Annotated in this window: 16 protein-coding genes and 1 pseudogene; 11 read left to right on the top strand and 6 right to left on the bottom strand. The window is 66.9% G+C overall.

Annotated features, from left to right (window positions below):
- The first annotated feature begins 105 nt into the window (after positions 1-105).
- From amaB to AC5P8J_RS14560, 7 genes are all read left to right on the top strand, one after another.
- Complete coding sequence (gene amaB / locus AC5P8J_RS14590) at positions 106-1,638, top strand: L-piperidine-6-carboxylate dehydrogenase (protein ID WP_058982648.1); 1,533 nt, start codon at positions 106-108, stop codon at positions 1,636-1,638.
- Between the two features lie 40 nt (positions 1,639-1,678).
- On the top strand, positions 1,679-2,488 hold the full coding sequence (locus tag AC5P8J_RS14585) for an SDR family NAD(P)-dependent oxidoreductase (RefSeq protein WP_494540109.1): 810 nt from the start codon (positions 1,679-1,681) through the stop codon (positions 2,486-2,488).
- A 161-nt stretch (positions 2,489-2,649) separates the two neighbouring features.
- Entirely contained in the window at positions 2,650-2,934 is a 285-nt protein-coding gene (locus AC5P8J_RS14580) for a DUF4190 domain-containing protein (protein ID WP_495216890.1), read from the top strand.
- Positions 2,935-2,939: 5 nt separating this feature from the next.
- Entirely contained in the window at positions 2,940-3,710 is a 771-nt protein-coding gene (locus AC5P8J_RS14575) for a class I SAM-dependent methyltransferase (protein ID WP_494540110.1), read from the top strand.
- 8 nt (positions 3,711-3,718) lie between these two features.
- A complete protein-coding gene (locus AC5P8J_RS14570) occupies positions 3,719-4,774 on the top strand; it encodes a quinone-dependent dihydroorotate dehydrogenase (RefSeq protein ID WP_495216888.1) in 1,056 nt (351 codons plus the stop codon).
- Between the two features lie 8 nt (positions 4,775-4,782).
- Positions 4,783-5,844, top strand: a complete 1,062-nt coding sequence (murB, locus tag AC5P8J_RS14565) for a UDP-N-acetylmuramate dehydrogenase (RefSeq protein ID WP_419965768.1) — start codon at positions 4,783-4,785, stop codon at positions 5,842-5,844.
- Positions 5,845-5,876: 32 nt separating this feature from the next.
- Positions 5,877-6,764 carry a DMT family transporter gene (locus AC5P8J_RS14560; RefSeq protein WP_459390243.1) on the top strand — a complete coding sequence of 296 codons (888 nt, stop codon included), beginning with the start codon at positions 5,877-5,879 and terminating at the stop codon, positions 6,762-6,764.
- A 132-nt stretch (positions 6,765-6,896) separates the two neighbouring features.
- Here AC5P8J_RS14560 and AC5P8J_RS14555 read toward each other — a convergent pair whose 3' ends face one another.
- The 3 genes from AC5P8J_RS14555 to AC5P8J_RS14545 form a co-directional block, all read right to left on the bottom strand.
- The gene (locus AC5P8J_RS14555) at positions 6,897-7,937 is read right to left on the bottom strand and encodes an aminoglycoside phosphotransferase family protein (protein WP_207048996.1); all 1,041 of its coding nucleotides are present in this window, start codon (positions 7,935-7,937) and stop codon (positions 6,897-6,899) included.
- Positions 7,938-8,036: 99 nt separating this feature from the next.
- Positions 8,037-9,071 (bottom strand): DUF418 domain-containing protein, encoded by a 1,035-nt coding sequence (locus AC5P8J_RS14550; protein ID WP_111103731.1) that lies wholly within the window; start codon positions 9,069-9,071, stop codon positions 8,037-8,039.
- Complete coding sequence (locus AC5P8J_RS14545; protein ID WP_111103734.1) at positions 9,068-9,658, bottom strand: TetR/AcrR family transcriptional regulator; 591 nt, start codon at positions 9,656-9,658, stop codon at positions 9,068-9,070. The genes AC5P8J_RS14550 and AC5P8J_RS14545 overlap by 4 nt, the downstream gene beginning before the upstream one ends.
- A 142-nt stretch (positions 9,659-9,800) precedes the next feature.
- On the opposite strand from AC5P8J_RS14545, the gene AC5P8J_RS14540 reads away from it, so the two are divergent.
- The gene (locus AC5P8J_RS14540; RefSeq protein ID WP_188249773.1) at positions 9,801-10,226 is read left to right on the top strand and encodes a DoxX family protein; all 426 of its coding nucleotides are present in this window, start codon (positions 9,801-9,803) and stop codon (positions 10,224-10,226) included.
- On the opposite strand, the gene AC5P8J_RS14535 is transcribed toward AC5P8J_RS14540, so the two are convergent.
- The gene (locus AC5P8J_RS14535; protein ID WP_495216887.1) at positions 10,199-11,002 is read right to left on the bottom strand and encodes an APH(3')-II family aminoglycoside O-phosphotransferase; all 804 of its coding nucleotides are present in this window, start codon (positions 11,000-11,002) and stop codon (positions 10,199-10,201) included. The genes AC5P8J_RS14540 and AC5P8J_RS14535 overlap by 28 nt on opposite strands.
- Before the next feature lie 90 nt (positions 11,003-11,092).
- Here AC5P8J_RS14535 and AC5P8J_RS14530 point away from each other — a divergent pair, with 90 nt between their 5' ends.
- Positions 11,093-11,809 carry an SDR family NAD(P)-dependent oxidoreductase gene (locus AC5P8J_RS14530; protein WP_495216886.1) on the top strand — a complete coding sequence of 239 codons (717 nt, stop codon included), beginning with the start codon at positions 11,093-11,095 and terminating at the stop codon, positions 11,807-11,809.
- A 91-nt stretch (positions 11,810-11,900) separates the two neighbouring features.
- Positions 11,901-13,847, top strand: a complete 1,947-nt coding sequence (locus tag AC5P8J_RS14525) for an EAL domain-containing protein (protein WP_495216885.1) — start codon at positions 11,901-11,903, stop codon at positions 13,845-13,847.
- Here AC5P8J_RS14525 and AC5P8J_RS14520 read toward each other — a convergent pair.
- The gene (locus AC5P8J_RS14520; protein WP_021202877.1) at positions 13,844-14,455 is read right to left on the bottom strand and encodes a TetR/AcrR family transcriptional regulator; all 612 of its coding nucleotides are present in this window, start codon (positions 14,453-14,455) and stop codon (positions 13,844-13,846) included. The genes AC5P8J_RS14525 and AC5P8J_RS14520 overlap by 4 nt on opposite strands.
- 104 nt (positions 14,456-14,559) lie before the next feature.
- Between AC5P8J_RS14520 and AC5P8J_RS14515 the strand changes: the two genes are divergently transcribed.
- Positions 14,560-15,636 carry an MBL fold metallo-hydrolase gene (locus AC5P8J_RS14515; RefSeq protein ID WP_478405778.1) on the top strand — a complete coding sequence of 359 codons (1,077 nt, stop codon included), beginning with the start codon at positions 14,560-14,562 and terminating at the stop codon, positions 15,634-15,636.
- Positions 15,637-15,697: 61 nt separating this feature from the next.
- On the opposite strand, the pseudogene AC5P8J_RS14510 reads toward AC5P8J_RS14515, so the two are convergent.
- Positions 15,698-15,809, bottom strand: a pseudogene (locus AC5P8J_RS14510) (IS110 family transposase); the annotation flags it as partial.

The following is a 15,809-nucleotide window of genomic DNA, read 5'->3' as shown; positions in this document are numbered from 1 at the left end:
CCAAAGCCCAACCACCACCCTCTGCTACCATCGGCGGTTCTGTTCATCGCATCCCCCACCTGCCCGCGATGGCGCCAAACAACGTAACGAAACACAGGAGTCTGCATGTCTTCCGAGCTGCTCAAGTCCCTTGGCCTGGACGCGATCAACGCTGGCACGTACCTGGGCAACGGGGAGTGGTCGAGCGCGACCAGTGGTGAGCTGATCACCCCGGTCAACCCGACCACCGGCGAGCCGATCGCACAGGTCCGCGCGACCACCGAGGCCGAGTACGAGACCGTCGTCGCCCGCGCGCAGGAAGCCTTCAAGGTCTGGCGCACCACGCCTGCCCCGCGCCGCGGTGAGGCCGTGCGCCTGTGCGGCGAAGCGCTGCGCAGGCACAAGGATGCGCTGGGTTCGCTGGTCGCCCTGGAAATGGGCAAGAGCAAGCCGGAAGGCGACGGCGAAGTGCAGGAGATGATCGACATCGCCGATTTCGCCGTGGGCCAGAGCCGCATGCTGTACGGCTACACCATGCATTCCGAGCGCCCCGGCCACCGCATGTACGAGCAGTACCACCCGCTGGGCCTGGTCGGCATCATCTCGGCCTTCAACTTCCCGGTCGCGGTGTGGAGCTGGAACTCGTTCCTGGCCGCCATCTGTGGCGACGTGTGCATCTGGAAGCCGTCCAACAAGACCCCGCTGACCGCCATCGCCTCGCTGAAGATCTGCAACGAGGCCCTGCGCGAGGCCGGCTTCCCGGACATTTTCTTCCTGATCAACGATGCCGGCACCGCGCTGTCGGAGAAGATGGTCGATGACCGCCGCGTGCCGCTGATCAGCTTCACCGGCTCGACCCAGGTCGGCCGCACCGTCAACGAGAAGGTCGCGCGCCGTCTTGGCCGCTGCCTGCTGGAGCTGGGCGGCAACAACGCCATCATCCTGGACGAAACCGCCGACCTGAAGCTGGCCGTGCCGGGCATCGTGTTCGGTGCGGTCGGCACCGCCGGCCAGCGCTGCACCACCACCCGCCGCCTGATCGTGCACCGCTCGATCTACGCCGACGTACTGGCCACCCTGGTCAAGGCCTACAAGCAGGTGGAAGGCAAGATCGGCGACCCGACCGATGCCGCCAACCTGATGGGCCCGCTGAACAGCGAAGGCGCCGTGCAGCAGTTCCTCGATGCCATCGCCCAGGCCAAGGCCGCCGGCGGCACCATCGAAACCGGCGGCACCCGCATCGATCGACCGGGTAACTTCGTACTGCCCGCCATTGTCTCTGGCCTGAAGAACAGCGACGCCGTGGTCCAGCACGAGACCTTCGCGCCGATCCTGTACGTGATGCCGTACGACAGCATCGACGAAGCCATCGACATGCAGAACGGCGTGCCGCAGGGCCTGTCGTCCTCGATCTTCACCCAGAACCTGAAGACCGCCGAGAAGTTCCTGTCGGCCGCCGGCAGCGACTGCGGCATCGCCAACGTCAACATCGGCACGTCCGGTGCGGAGATCGGCGGCGCCTTCGGTGGCGAGAAGGACACCGGCGGTGGCCGCGAGTCCGGCTCGGATGCGTGGAAGGTCTACATGCGCCGCCAGACCAACACCATCAACTATTCGGACTCGCTGCCGCTGGCCCAGGGCATCAAGTTCGACCTGTAACGCAATCTGTAGTGCCGGGCCATGCCCGGCAGGATGCGCCATGAACACCGCAGGAAATGCAGCCGAGCATGGCTCGGCGCTACAGGGTGGCAAGCCGGTGATTGATTTCACCGGCCGCCGCGTGCTCATCGCCGGCGGCAGCAAGGGCATTGGCCGTGAGATGGCGCTGGCATTTGCCGGCGCCGGTGCGCGGGTCTCGGTCTGCGCCCGCGGCCAGGCCGGCCTGGATGCCCTGCGTGCCGATGCAAAGGTACAGGGCGTCGAGTTGCACACGTTTCCTGCCGATCTGGGCGAGGCCAACCAGATCCAGGCCTGGCTGCAGGCCGCCGCCGATGCCCTCGGCGGTATCGATGTGCTGGTCAACAATGCCACGGGCTACGGCATGGTCGACGACGAGGACGGCTGGGCCGCCAGCCTGCAGATCGACCTGATGGCGGCCGTGCGTGCCTCGCGCCTGGCACTGCCATGGCTGCGTGCCTCCAGCGACGCCTGCATCCTCAATCTGTCGTCGATTGCCGCGCAGCAGCCGCGCCCCGGTGGCGCGCCGTACGCCGCGGCCAAAGCCGCGCTTTCGCACTACACCACGTCACAGGCGCTGGCGCTGGCCAAGGACCGGATCCGGGTCAATGCCATCGCACCGGGCTCGATCGAGTTCGATGACGGCCTGTGGGACCGCCGCCGCACCGAAGACCCCGCCCTGTACCACGGCACCTTGGCGAAGATCCCGTTCGGCCGCTTCGGCCACCCGCGTGAGATCGCCGACGCCGCCCTGTTCCTGTGCTCGCCGCTGGCGCGCTGGGTCACCGGCCATGTGCTCAACGTGGATGGCGGCCAGGTGTTGATGGGCTGAATCTGTAGAGACGAGCCCATGCTCGGCTTGCACGCAAGACGCGGTCGATCCCGCATCAGCCCAAGGGGGCAACCGAGCATGGGCTTGGCTCTACAGGGCACTGCCCATGGGATTGCCCGGGCAGAGGCACTATCATGTGCACACTGCCAAGGAGGACCCCGATGAGCGTGGCACCCCGACAGACAAGCGCCCTGGCCGTGGTCAGCCTGGTCATGGGCATCGCCAGCTGGACCGTCCTGCCCTTCGTGGCCAGCATCGTGGCCATCATCACCGGCCGCATGGCCCGCGCCGAGATCCGCCGCCGCCCGCATGAACTGGAAGGCGATGGCCTCGCCGTCACCGGCCTGGTGCTGGGCTGGGTGATGGTCGGCGCCGTGATCGCCGCCATCCTGGTCTTCATCCTGTTCTTCGGCGGCCTGGCCTGGCTCGCCGCGATGTCGAACTGATCATCATGACCACTTCCGACAGCACTGAACGCTTCAGCAGCCGCGTTGCCGACTACGTCCGCTACCGGCCCGGTTACCCGCCCGCACTGTTGGAGTGGCTGCATGGCCCGATGGGCGTCAGCCACGAGGCCGTGGTCGCCGACATCGGCGCCGGCACCGGTATTTCCAGTCGCCTGTTCCTGGCCAGCGGCCATCCAGTAGTCGCGGTTGAACCCAACGCCGCCATGCGGGGCGCGGCCGAGGAATGGCTGGCACCGCAGTACCCGCAGTTCCGTGCGGTGGACGGCCGCGCCGAGGCCACCACACTGGACGATGCCAGCATCGATCTGGTCAGCGTCGCGCAGGCCTTCCACTGGTTCGACACCGTGGCGGTGCGCGCCGAGTGGCAGCGCATCCTGCGCCCGGGTGGCCTGGCACTGATCTACTGGAACTCGCGCCTGCTCGATGCCAGCCCGTTCCTGATCGGCTACGAGCAGCTGCTGCTGGACTACGGCACCGACTACACCGCCGTTGCCGAGCGCTACCAGGACGACGCCACCATGCAGGCGTGGTTCGGCCCCGGCCTGCGCGGCATGGTGGAGCTGCCGAACGTGCGATATCTGGATTTCGACGCCCTGCGCGGGCGCCTGCTGTCCTCCTCCTACGCACCCCAAGCCGGTCATCCGCGCCATGCGCCGATGATCGCCGCCCTGCAGGACCTGTTCGCCGCCCACGCGGTCGACGGCCAGGTTGCTTTTGAATATCGAACCCGAGCCTTCCTCGGCACGCTGGACTGAACCGACGCATGTATTCGCTTGCCCGCCCCTTCCTGTTCTCGCTCGACGCCGAGCGCGCCCACGGCCTCGGCCTGTCCGCACTGGACCTGGCCTATCGCACCGGCACCACGCCGCTGCTGGCCGCACGCATCGCGCCGATGCCGAGCACCGTGTTCGGGCTGACCTTCCCCAATCCGGTCGGCCTGGCCGCCGGCCTGGACAAGAATGGCGAGCACATCGATGCATTGTTCGCGCTGGGTTTCGGCTTCGTCGAAATCGGCACCATCACCCCGCGTCCGCAGGCCGGCAACCCGCAGCCGCGCCTGTTCCGGCTGCCAGCGCACAATGCGATCATCAACCGCATGGGCTTCAACAATGCGGGCGTGGACGCGCTGGTGCGCAACGTCGAACGCGCGCGCAACCGTCGCGGCCTGCTCGGCATCAACATCGGCAAAAACAAGGACACCCCCAACGAACAGGCGGTGGACGATTACATTGGCTGCCTGGACAAGGTCTATCCGCTGGCCGACTACATCACGGTCAACATCTCCTCGCCCAACACCGCCGGCCTGCGTGAGCTGCAGGAAGAAACCGCGCTGCGACAGCTGGTCAGCCAGTTGCGTGACCGCCAGGAAGCCCTGGCTGCGCAGCATGGTCGCCGCGTGCCGATGCTGGTAAAGGTGGCGCCGGACCTGAGCGAGCGCGACATCGATGCCGCCGCCCGCGTGCTCGGCGAGCTGCAGGTGGACGGCGTGATCGCCACCAACACCACCATCGACCACAGCAAGGTGGCAGGCGATCCACTGGCCAACGAGGCCGGCGGCCTGTCCGGTGCGCCGGTGCTGGAGCAGTCCACGCTGGTGCTGCGCCGCCTGCGTTCGCGCCTGCCCGAATCGGTACCGCTGATCGGTGTCGGCGGCATCCTGTCCGGTGCCGATGCGGTGGCCAAGATGGCCGCCGGCGCGGCGCTGGTGCAGTGCTACAGCGGCCTGATCTTCCGTGGCCCGGCGCTGGTCTCCGAATGCGTGGAGGCGATCCGTCGCCGCCGCGAAGCACCGAGCCGCGGCGCGGTGGCCCCACTGTGAGCGCGCCCATGGATACCGTCGACGGCAACGCGCCGCTGCGCTGGACGCTCACCCGCAATGCGCCGCTGCAGGCGCTGAACACCTTCCATGTGCAGGCCAGCGCCGCGCAGCTGCTGGAACTGCACGATGCCGCACTGCTGCCGGACGTGCTCGCGCTGCCCGAGGTAGCCAACGGCCCGCTGTTGGTGCTGGGCAGCGGCAGCAACGTACTGATCGCCGAGGACCTGCCTGGCACGGTACTGGTGTTCGGCAACCGTGACATCAGTTTTCTTGAACACCGCGCCGACCATGCGGTGATCCGCGCCGGTGCCGGCGTGCCCTGGCACGGGCTGGTGATGTGGTCCCTGCAGGAGGGCCTGTCCGGCCTGGAGAACCTGGCGCTGATTCCCGGCACCGCCGGTGCCGCGCCGATCCAGAACATCGGTGCCTATGGCGCGCAGGTCGGCGAGTTCATCCAGGCCGTTGAAGCCTGGGACTGCCAGGAGCAGGCCTGGGTGCGGCTGGACAACGAACAGTGTGGCTTCGCCTACCGCGACAGCGTGTTCAAGCAGCAACCCGATCGCTACCTGATCACCGCCATCGAGCTCAGGCTGCCGCTGCTGCACGACCTGCGCATGGACTACGCCGGCATCCGTGAGGAACTGCAGGCACAGGGCGTGGAGCTGCCCAGTGCCGTGGACGTGGCCAATGCGGTGATCGCGATCCGCCGCCGCAAGCTGCCCGATCCGGATGTGCTGGGCAACGCCGGCAGCTTCTTCAAGAACCCGGTGCTGCCACTGGAACAGGTGGACGTACTGCTGCAGCACTTCCCCGAGCTGCCGGTGTTCCCGGCCGAACAGGACGACAAGCGCAAGGTCTCTGCGGCCTGGATGATCGAGTCCTGCGGCTGGAAGGGCTTCCGCGAAGGCGATGCCGGCGTTGCGCCGAGCCACGCGCTGGTGCTGGTCAATTACGGCAACGCCACCGGTGCTGAGCTGCTGGCGCTGGCGCGACGCATCTCGGCCTCGGTGCTGGAAAAGTTCGGCGTGCCGATCGAACCGGAGCCCCGCCTGCTCGGCGCACAGTGGTGAACACCCCCGCCCTCTCCCCCAGCGCCACCCCGATGCGGGCGGCGCTGCTGATGCTCGGCAGCACGATGGCATTCGGTCTGATGGCCGTCGCCATCCGCTACGCCACCCGGTACGTACCAACCCAGGAAGTGGCGTTCTTTCGCAATGCCTTTGGCCTGCTCGCGTTGCTGCCGATGCTGCTGCGCCCCGGCCATGCACCACTGAAAACGCAGCAGCTGCCGCGTTATTTCGTGCGCAGTGCGATTGGCCTGGGTTCGATGCTGTGCGCATTCTGGGCACTGGGCCATCTGCCACTGGCGCAGGCGGTTTCCCTCTCGTACTCCACGCCGTTGTTCGTCACCATCGCCGCCATGCTGTGGCTGGGCGAGACCGTGCGTGTACGCCGCTGGGCTGCGGTGGTGGTTGGATTCATCGGTGTGCTGGTGATCGTGCGCCCCGGTACCGCCGGCTTCACCGCGGGCAGCCTGGTAGCGGTGGCAGCCGCCGTGCTCAGCTCATTGGTGGCGATCCAGATCAAGCAGCTGACCCGTGTCGACAGCGCTGACACCGTGGTGCTCTACACCTACGTGTTCTGGGTGCCGCTGTCGCTGGTCCCGGCACTGTTCGTCTGGGTCTGGCCCTCCGGCATGGCGTGGCTGTGGCTGCTGGCCACCGGCGTGCTCGGCACCGTCGGCCAGCTGTTGTGGACCCGCGCGCTACGGCTGGGCGAAGTCTCCGCCCTGACCCCGATCAGCTTCCTGCAGCTGCCACTGGTAACGCTGTTCGGCTGGCTGCTGTTCAACGAAACGGTGGACCGCTGGACGATCATCGGTGCCGGCATCATCCTCGCCGCCAACGCCTACATCGCCCACCGCGAAGCCGTGCTGTCACGCCGCGCTGCAAGCGCGGCGGCCTCTGCAGCGGCCAAGCCCGCCGAATAAGAACCACCTGCATGGACAAGCCAATGGACCGTGCATGGAAAGGCCCTGGGTAGAGTCGACTGTTAGTCGACTCTTGCGCGCAGCGCGGGCTTCGCCTGTTCCAATCGACGAGCAGTCGACCAACAGTCGACTCTACCCGGGGCGATCCTGGCAGCGGCCCAGAACCTGATCCAGCGCGCGATACACCCGCTCCGCCGCATCGAACACATTGCCCGGCGCGAACTGCTCGCCCAGATAGTGCAACGACTGCCGGCGCAACTGCGGCGAACGCTCCTCGCCATCGCTGCCCAACAGCACCTGCTGGAACTCGATCAGGTCCTGCAGGATGCGCCAATGCCGGTACCAGGCGATCCAGCGCGGATCGCCGCGGTCGCTGCCGTAGCCCTCCTCGAAGCCCAGCGGATTCTCGCGCCCCCAGCGCCCACCAACCGCCGCACCAATGAACATCAGGTCGCGCTCGCGCGGGGCCAGCGAAAGGCCGTCCCAATCGATCAGGTGCAGGCCCCCGTCACTGCCCATCAGCAGGTTGCCGGCATGCAGGTCGGTGTGACACAGATACAGATCTACCGGTACGTCCTGCAATGCCACGAGCAGCTCCCGTGCCTGCGCATGCAGCGCCGCGATGCGCGCATGCTGCTGGTCCCATACCGAAACAAATGCGCGGCCCAGCCCGTCCTTCGCGGCCGCCAGGCCTTCGCCGGCCAGCCATTGACCGACCGTCTCCAGCGCCGCGGTTTCCAGCCGTACGATCGGCAGCGCCTGCTGCAGTTGCGCTGGCAGTTGCGCGCCGTGCAGGCGCCGCAGTACCTCGCCCAACCGCTTCCACTGCGTGCGGCTCAACGCCGCCTCGAATCCGGACTGCCCTTCCACATAAGGGAACAGGGTGAACTGCAGCCCCCACCGCTGTACCGATGCGCCGCCGGTCAATGCTGGCCACGGCGCAACGATCTCATCGATACCCAGCGTGCCGCGCAGCCAATGCAGGCTGTCCCACACCGCTGGGGCGACCTGGTAGGTGCGGCATTTCAACCACCACTGCCCGTGCCGCGCATCGACGCGATACACGCTGGCATTGGCGTCGGCACCCACCGGGCGTGGCACCACGGCGGTGGCAGTGATGCCATAGGATTGTTGCAGGACTTCGCCGAGATGCTGCGCCGAAGCGAATGACATGGATGCAAGCGGAAAGTATTGCCTGCTGCCACTATCGCAGATGCATCCGCCGCGACACAGACATGTCCGTCACAACATCAGCTCGCCGCGACCAGAGAACTAGCCTGCGATGCGTCGCATCACCATCTCCAGCGGGCCGCGTGCGAACTGCCACGACCACAGCCAGGCCGCGCCGGTCGCCAGCATCAGGAACAGCATCGCCCACAGCAGCACCGATGCGAGCGACGCGCTGCCATCGAGCAGGCCCAGGCTTTCCAGCGTGCCCATGCCCAGCAGGATGTGGCCCACGTACAGGGTCAGGGTCATGCGTCCGGCCGCGATGAACGGCTCCAGCCAGTCCCCGGGTTGCACACGCGTCAGCCACAGGCAGGCGGCAATGACACTGCAGGCCGCACCCGCACCCGTGAGCACATAAGCCGGTCCCGGCGGCATCGGCTGCGTTCCCAGCCACACCTGCCAAGGCGTTCCCTGCGCAAGCTGCTGCACGCCATGGCCGGCCGCGATCAGCAGCAGCCCCAGCACCAGCAATGCTCGCTGCACCCGCGGTTGCGACAGCTGAAGGCGTGCCAGCAGCATCCCCAGCAGGAAGAAGCACAGCCACGGCAGCAGCGGATGGAAGCCGTTGAACAACAGGTTGCGGGCCGCGCCCGGCCATTGCCACAGGTCGGCGTATTCCAGCGTCTGCCAGTTCCATCCCTGGCTGTAGTCCCAGCGCAGCAACGCCCAGAACGAACACGCCGCCAGGCCCACGATGCTGGCCAGCAACACCCGCGGCGACGCACGCAGCCACACCACCGCCAACGCGAAATACACCGCGTAGTAGTGCAGGATATCGGCCGGGAACAGAGTCAGGTTGAGCAGGCCCAGCACCATCAGGAACAGCGCGCGCCTCCAGGTCTGCACGCTGGCCGGCCACCACCCCTGCCGCTGCGTGGCCAGCACCAGGCCAAGACCGGCCAGAGTGACGAACGTCGCCGAGGCTTTGCCTTCCAGCAGATGGAAGAACCCTGCCAACCAACTCTCACCCTCTGCCGGCACGGCCATCGCCAGGCGGAAGTTGACCAGCACCATGCCGGCCAGGGCCAGGTAGCGCGCCAGATCAAGGCCGTGCAATCGCCGGTCAACGGCACTCATGCGCGTGCCCCGAGCAGCAGCGCGAGCAGGCCAAGATCCAGCGAGGCCTCATCGATGCCATCGGCTTCGCCCAGCCCCCGACGCAGCGCATCGCTTTCAATGGCATCCAGCAGCACCTGCGCCTGCAATGCCGGGGCCAGCACGGGACGCCGACGTTCGCGCCGTGCCACCTGCTGCAGGGCTTCGGCCAGGGTCGCCTGCAATTGCCTGCGATTGGCCGCAAATGCCTCGGCCACGGCCGGATTGCGTGCGCTCTCGGCCAGCACTTCGACGGCAAGCGTCGCCCATTCCGGCTGGCGGCACAGTGCGTGGAAGTCCTGAAGGAAACCCAGTACCTGTGCGCGCTCGCCTTCGGACGCGGCCAGTCGACGCAGCAACGGTGCCAGTTCTTCGCTCTCGGCCACTGCCACTGCAAGGATGATCGCTTCCTTGCCCGGGAAGTGGTTGTAGAGGTTGCCCAGGCTGACGCCAGCCGCCTGCGCGATGTCACGCATGCTGGTCTGGTGGAATCCCTTGGCGAGGAAGCACCGCAGGGCCGCCTGCAGGATCAGGGTCACGCGCTGCTCGTTGCGGTCGATTCGGCTCATGCCACAATCATGCACGAACGTTCGTCCATTTTGTAGATGTCGACCTGGCCACCATCGGACTCCGTTCAGCCGGCCTTGACCTCAACTGCGGTTGAGGCCCGATGCTGCGCGACCTGTTCCATGCCCAACCCGGAGTTCCTGCATGCCACGGATGATCACCACCCTGCTCGACAGCCGCGTGCTGTGGTTCCTCGCCCGGCTGCTGCTGGCCGTGGTGTTCCTGTCCTCGGGCCTGGCCAAGCTGCTGGCGTGGGACAACAGCGTGGCCGAAATGCAGGCCGCCGGGCTGCAGCCGCCTGTGCTGTTCAACCTCGCCAGCGCGGTGGTGCTGCTGGGCGGCGTACTGTGCCTGCTGCTAGATCGCCTGCTCTGGCTGGGCAGCGGCGCGCTGGCAGTGTTCATGCTGCTGACCATCGCCGTCGTGCATACCTTCTGGACCAAGCACGGCGCGGAACAGCAGCTGGCCCTGTTCTTCGCGCTGGAACACTTGAGCGTGGTCGGTGGCCTGATCTGCGCGGCCATCGCCAGCCATGCGCGGGCTCAAAAGAACTCGTCGAGCAACCGGTAGAACGCCAGCCGCCGCTCGTCGGCCACCGCGCCATAGCGCTGGAACAACGGCGCCACCCAACGCGTGTCGCCGAAGTTGTGGACAAGGCTGCGCGCGGCCAGCGCCAGGTCCTGGTAGCGGTCGGCAACACCCAGTCGCCCACAGTCGATGAAACCGCTGAAACGCCCCTCGACCGCCATCAGGTTCGGCAGGCACGCATCGCCATGGCTGACCACCAGATCTTCATGGTCGGGCCGGGTGCTGCACAGTTCGGCGAACACCTGCTGTGCGCTCTGGCCCAGGCGCTCATCATCGAAATCATCGGCATCCACCAGGCTCGCTTCGACGCGGGCCTGCGCGGCCTCCAGGCGCGAGGCCAGCCGCTGGTCGAACGGGCAGGCTGCCACCGGCAACGCATGCAGCCCGCGCAGCGCGTCGGCCAGCAGTTCCACCAACTGCTGCGGCGCGAGTTCCGGCGACGAAGCCAGGTCGCGGCCGGGCAGCGCGCTCATCAGCAACCAGCGCCGGCCCGCTTCTTCGGCGGTGGCAATTACCGTTGGCGCCGGTTGTCCCTGTTCCTGCAGCCAGCGCAGGCGCGCGATCTCATCGCCCAGCTCACTGAAGGCGTCGATCACTTCCGACTTCACGAAGGCATCGGGCTGGCCTGGCTGCTGCACACGAGCAACATCCGCACGCGACACGCCGATCGACTGCCGCTCGATGCGCGCATCGGCAAACGCTTTCTGCCACGCCAACGGCAGCGGCATGCCTTCAGTGAAGGGATCGGGTGCTCCCATGTCGGGATGCTCCTGTTGCTGGGGACCCTACGGATTCTCGCCGATCCCGAAGCACACCGCCCAGCAGAGCGCGCAATGGAAGGAAGCAACATGAAATTGATGGTCATCGGCGCCAGCAGGGGCCTGGGTCGGGCGTTCGTGGAAGGCCTGTGCAGTGCGGGCAACACCGTCATCGGCGTTTCGCGCAGCCGTCCGCGCGATCTTGAATGCCCCGAGGGCGTCACCCTGCAGTGGATCGAGGCCGATCTGTCCCAACCCACCCTGGCTGCCAATCACATCGCAGCGCAGGCACCGGCCGATCTGGATGTGCTGATCCACAACCTGGGCATCTGGGAAGAGACCGCCTTCAGCGACGAGTACGCCTTCCTCGACGAGAGCGATGCCGCGCTCACCCAACTGGTCGACGTCAACATCACCGCCACCCTGGTGCTGCTGCAGCGCCTGCTGCCGCGGGTACTGGGCGCACCACGCCCGCAGCTGGTGCTGACCGGCTCGACCTCGGCGCTGCCACGCAGCGGCCGCCCGGAAGTGGCGTTCGGCGCATCCAAGTTCGCGCTCAACGGCATCGCCGATGCACTGCGCGAGGGCTTCCGCGATCGCCGGCTGGCGGTGACCAGCCTGCAGCTGGGCTACCTCAACACCGACGACGTACTGTCGGTTCCCGTGGCGGAGGCCGCAGCACGCGGCGATGGCGAACTTGTGCCGGTACACGACGTGGTGACCATGGTGCGTGCGCTGCTGCAGCTGTCGCCGTCCGGCTTCGTGCGCGAACTGGTGCTGCCGGCCATCGCCGACCGGCGCTACTGACTGCAGAGACCTTGGTCGGGCCCTTGGTGGCCGCGTAGGCGCCTGTGGTTTACCCTGCTCGCACTGGCCGTCGGTCACAGGCGGGAATGCTATGGATGCGCTGTCACGGGTCTCGGCCCAGGTCCTGGACGGTTCCCTGCCCAGCCTGCCGCTGTACCTGCTGCAGGCCACCGCAGTGATCGGCATGATCGGGGTGCTGCTGATCGCCACCCGCCGTGCCGGCCATGCCATTGAAGGCCGCCGCCTGTATGTGGGCGTGGCACTGGGCCTGATCTACCTGTTCAATTCCTGGTTCGTGGCCCGTTACGCCCAGGGCGTGGTCAAGCTGCACCTCGGCTTCGACATTCTGCTGGTCAGCGGCCTGCTCGGCGGCTGGCGCGGTGGCCTGGTGTGCCTGGGCGCCAGCCTGCTGGCCCGCTACCAGTTCGCCGGCACCCAGTACTTCCTGCCTGCCGGCCTCGAGGCCACGCTGCAGATGCTGGCCGGCGTCTGGCTGCGCAGGCGCCTGCACCCGCACATGCTCAATGAACTCTCGCTGCGCATGATCCTGCAGGCCTGGGGCGTTCGTGTCGTCGTCACTGCGTTGGGCTTGGCACTGGGCGTAGCAATCATTGGTGCCAACCAGCTACCCGTGGAGGAGCTGGCAATCCAGCGGCTGCTGGCACTACCACTATCGCTGCTGATGCTCGGCGCGGTGTTCGCACTGGTCTACAACGATGCGCAGATCGATGCCCAACGCCAGCGCGAACAGGCCTGGCTGCGCATCGATCCGATCAGCGGCCTGCCCAACATGCGTGCGCTGGGCGAACGTCTGCAGCAGTACTGGCGAGACAACGACGGCCTCGGCAAGGCCTGCCTGATCGTGGCCGAGATGGGCAACCTGCGCGATCTGCGCCTGCGCTACGGTCCGCTGCAGGACAGCGGCCTGTGGCAGCGCGACAGCACCGAAGAAGTACATCGGCTGCTGCCCTCGCTGCCGGCCGGGCAACTGGAGATCTACCAGTTCGGCGATGCCGCGCTGGCGATCCTGGTGCCCGACCTGTCCTTGTCCGAACTACGTACGCAACCGCAGATCACCGAGCTGGCCAGCAACCTGGCCGAACGGGTGGGCCGCGATTGGCCGGGTTTCCGCCCGTTGTTCCGTTGCGCGGTAGTCGAACTCAAGCCCCCCACCGATACACACGACGGTCACCTGCCGTTCCGGGCGATCACCCTGACGATGAGTGCGATCGAATCGGGCGTCGTGTTCTTCGACGACCCGATCCAGCGCGACAGCGAGATCGACGCCCTGATCGAAGTCGCTCTCGAACGCTGGCTGCAGCAGGGCGATGCACCGCTGTGCTACCAGCCCAAGCATCGCCTGCAGGACCGCCAGTTGGTCGGCGCCGAAGCGCTGCTGCGCATGCGCGATGGCGAAGGCCGGCCGATTGCACCGATGCGGGTGATCTCGCTGCTGCGCCGGCAGGGCCGGCTGGCAGACCTGGAATGGGCCACACTGCAGTCGGCGGTGCACTTCCTGCAGCACTGCCGGCAGGACGGCGCGGCGCTGACCATCGCAGTCAATGTGTCAGCCGAATCCCTGCGCCTGCCCGACTTCGGCCTGCGCCTGCAGGAGCTGCTACAACTGCGTGACATCCCCGGTGCGATGCTGCGCCTGGAGATCGTCGAATGGACCGAAATCGTCGAGCGCGACGTGGTCGATGCCAACATCACGCAGCTGCTGGCAGCCGGGGTCACCCTGTCGCTGGATGATTTCGGCGCCGGCTATTCAACCCTGATCCTGCTTTCGCAGCTGGCCATCGCCGAGGTCAAGATCGAGCAGGCACTGATCGCCACGCTGTCCGACGCCAAGTCACAGTCGATCGTGCGCTTCATCGTCGAGGTCGCGCACCGCTGCGGCGCGATCGTGGTGGCCGAAGGTACCGAAACCCTGGCGCAGGAGCAGAAGCTGCGAGCCCTGGGCGTGGATGTCGGCCAGGGCTATCTGTACTCGGCGGCGCTGCCGGCCGACGAGTTCCGTCGCTTCGCCGCCAGCTAGACCGCGTAGAAGCCCAGGAACATCGCAACCGCCGATTCGGCCACGCGCGCACGTTCCTGCGCGGTCAGCGGTGGCTGCCCCATCGTGACCTGCGGCCAGAACGCAAAGCTCTTCACCAGGCCGTGCAACTGGTGGCCGGCAAAGTCCGGATCCACCTCGCGCAGGCGGCCATCGGCAATTGCTGCGCGGATCCAGGCACTCTCGCCACTTTCCTTCTCGCCCATGCGGCAGACGATGGCCTGCGCCCGCTCCGGTGAGTGGATGACCTCGGCCATCGCCACCCGTGCCAGGTCGATGAAGTTGGCATCGCTGAGAAGTTCCAGCTTCTGGCCCAGCAACTGCAGCAGCTGCGCCTGCAACGGCTGGTCCGCGCGATACGGCAGTGCGTCGCTGGCCACGCTGCGTTCCCACAGCTCCTCCAGGATCATCGAGAACAGCGCTTCCTTGCTCGGGAAGTGGTTGTAGACGGTGCGCTTGGAGACCCCGGCCACCTCGGCGATGCGGTCCATGCTGGTCGCCTCGTAGCCCGATGCACGGAACTCCTCCACCGCCGCGCGCACGATAGCCTCGCGTTTGCGGTCGGTCAGGCGTTGCGGGGCACGGGGCATGGCAGAAACCGGATAACTGAACGGATGCGCACATTTTACACCGGACAGTGTACTTTTGAAAAACACGAAACTACACTGTTCAGTGTACCCAGCGGACGTCACCCATGAAGCGCCTGCTCCTTGTCCTCCTGCTTGGAATCCTCGCTGTGACCGCCTACACCTTCTGCAAGTCCTGGTCCCTCCCCGACTTCCCCGATTCGCCGCAGTACCGTGATGGCAAGTTCCGCAATGCCCTGCCCCGTCCGGCGATGGGCCTGCGCGACGGTGCGGAGATCTGGTGGACGTTCCTGTTCAACAAGCCCAAGGGCACCGTCCCGGCCCACCCCATTCCGGTGCAGCCGCTGGACCGCGCCACGCTGGACGCCGCGCCGGACCGCAGCCTGTTCCGGCTTGGGCACTCCACGATCCTGCTGAAGCTGCGCGGCCAGTACTGGCTGACCGACCCGGTCTTCTCCGAGCGCGCCTCGCCGGTGCAGTGGATGGGCCCGGCCCGCTTCCACGCACCGCCGATCAGCATCGAAGAGCTGCCGCCGATCGCTGGCGTGATCCTCTCGCACAACCACTACGACCACCTGGACCATGCCGCCGTGATGCAGCTGGCCGGCAAGACCGCGCGCTTCATCGCCCCGCTCGGCGTCGGCGATCAGCTGATTGCCTGGGGTGTGGACGCCAGCAAGGTCGAACAGCTGGACTGGTGGCAATCGACCGAGGCCAGCGGCCTGCGCCTGACCGCCACCCCGGGCCAGCACTTCTCCGGCCGCGGCCTGGGCGACAGCGACCGCAGCCTGTGGGCGTCGTGGGTGATCCAGGACGGTGACTTCCGCATCTTCTTCAGCGGCGACACCGGCTACTTCGACGGCTTCAAGGCCATCGGCGAAAAGTATGGCCCGTTCGACCTGACCATGATCGAGACCGGTGCCTATGATCCGCGCTGGGCGTTCGTGCACATGCAGCCGGAACAGACGCTCCAGGCGCACCTGGACCTGCGCGGCAAGTGGCTGCTGCCGATCCACAACGGCACCTTCGATCTGGCCCTGCACGCATGGCAGCAGCCGTTCGAGCGGATCACCGCCTTGGCCGCGGCGAAGAACGTGCCGGTGGCCACGCCGATGATGGGCGAAGCGCTGGACATGCAGGCGCCGCAGGCGGGTACGCGCTGGTGGGAGACGGTGGAGTTGTAACCGGCGTGACGGGGCGTCATGTATCCCAAGGCCCTGTAGAGCCGAGATCCTATGTTCGTGGTCAAGCCTGCTGGAAGCAGGCTTGACCCACTTTCAGCATGGCCGGGTCAAAGTCCCGGCCGCTCTTGAAGACGCCCCAAGCGATCCTGGCCAGCTTTCTGGCCAGGATGTTG

The sequence above is a fragment of the Stenotrophomonas sp. YJH_SMC_37 genome (assembly GCF_059370035.1).
Note: the sequence above shows the minus strand (reverse complement) of the source record. Positions and strands in the feature narration are given on the sequence as shown.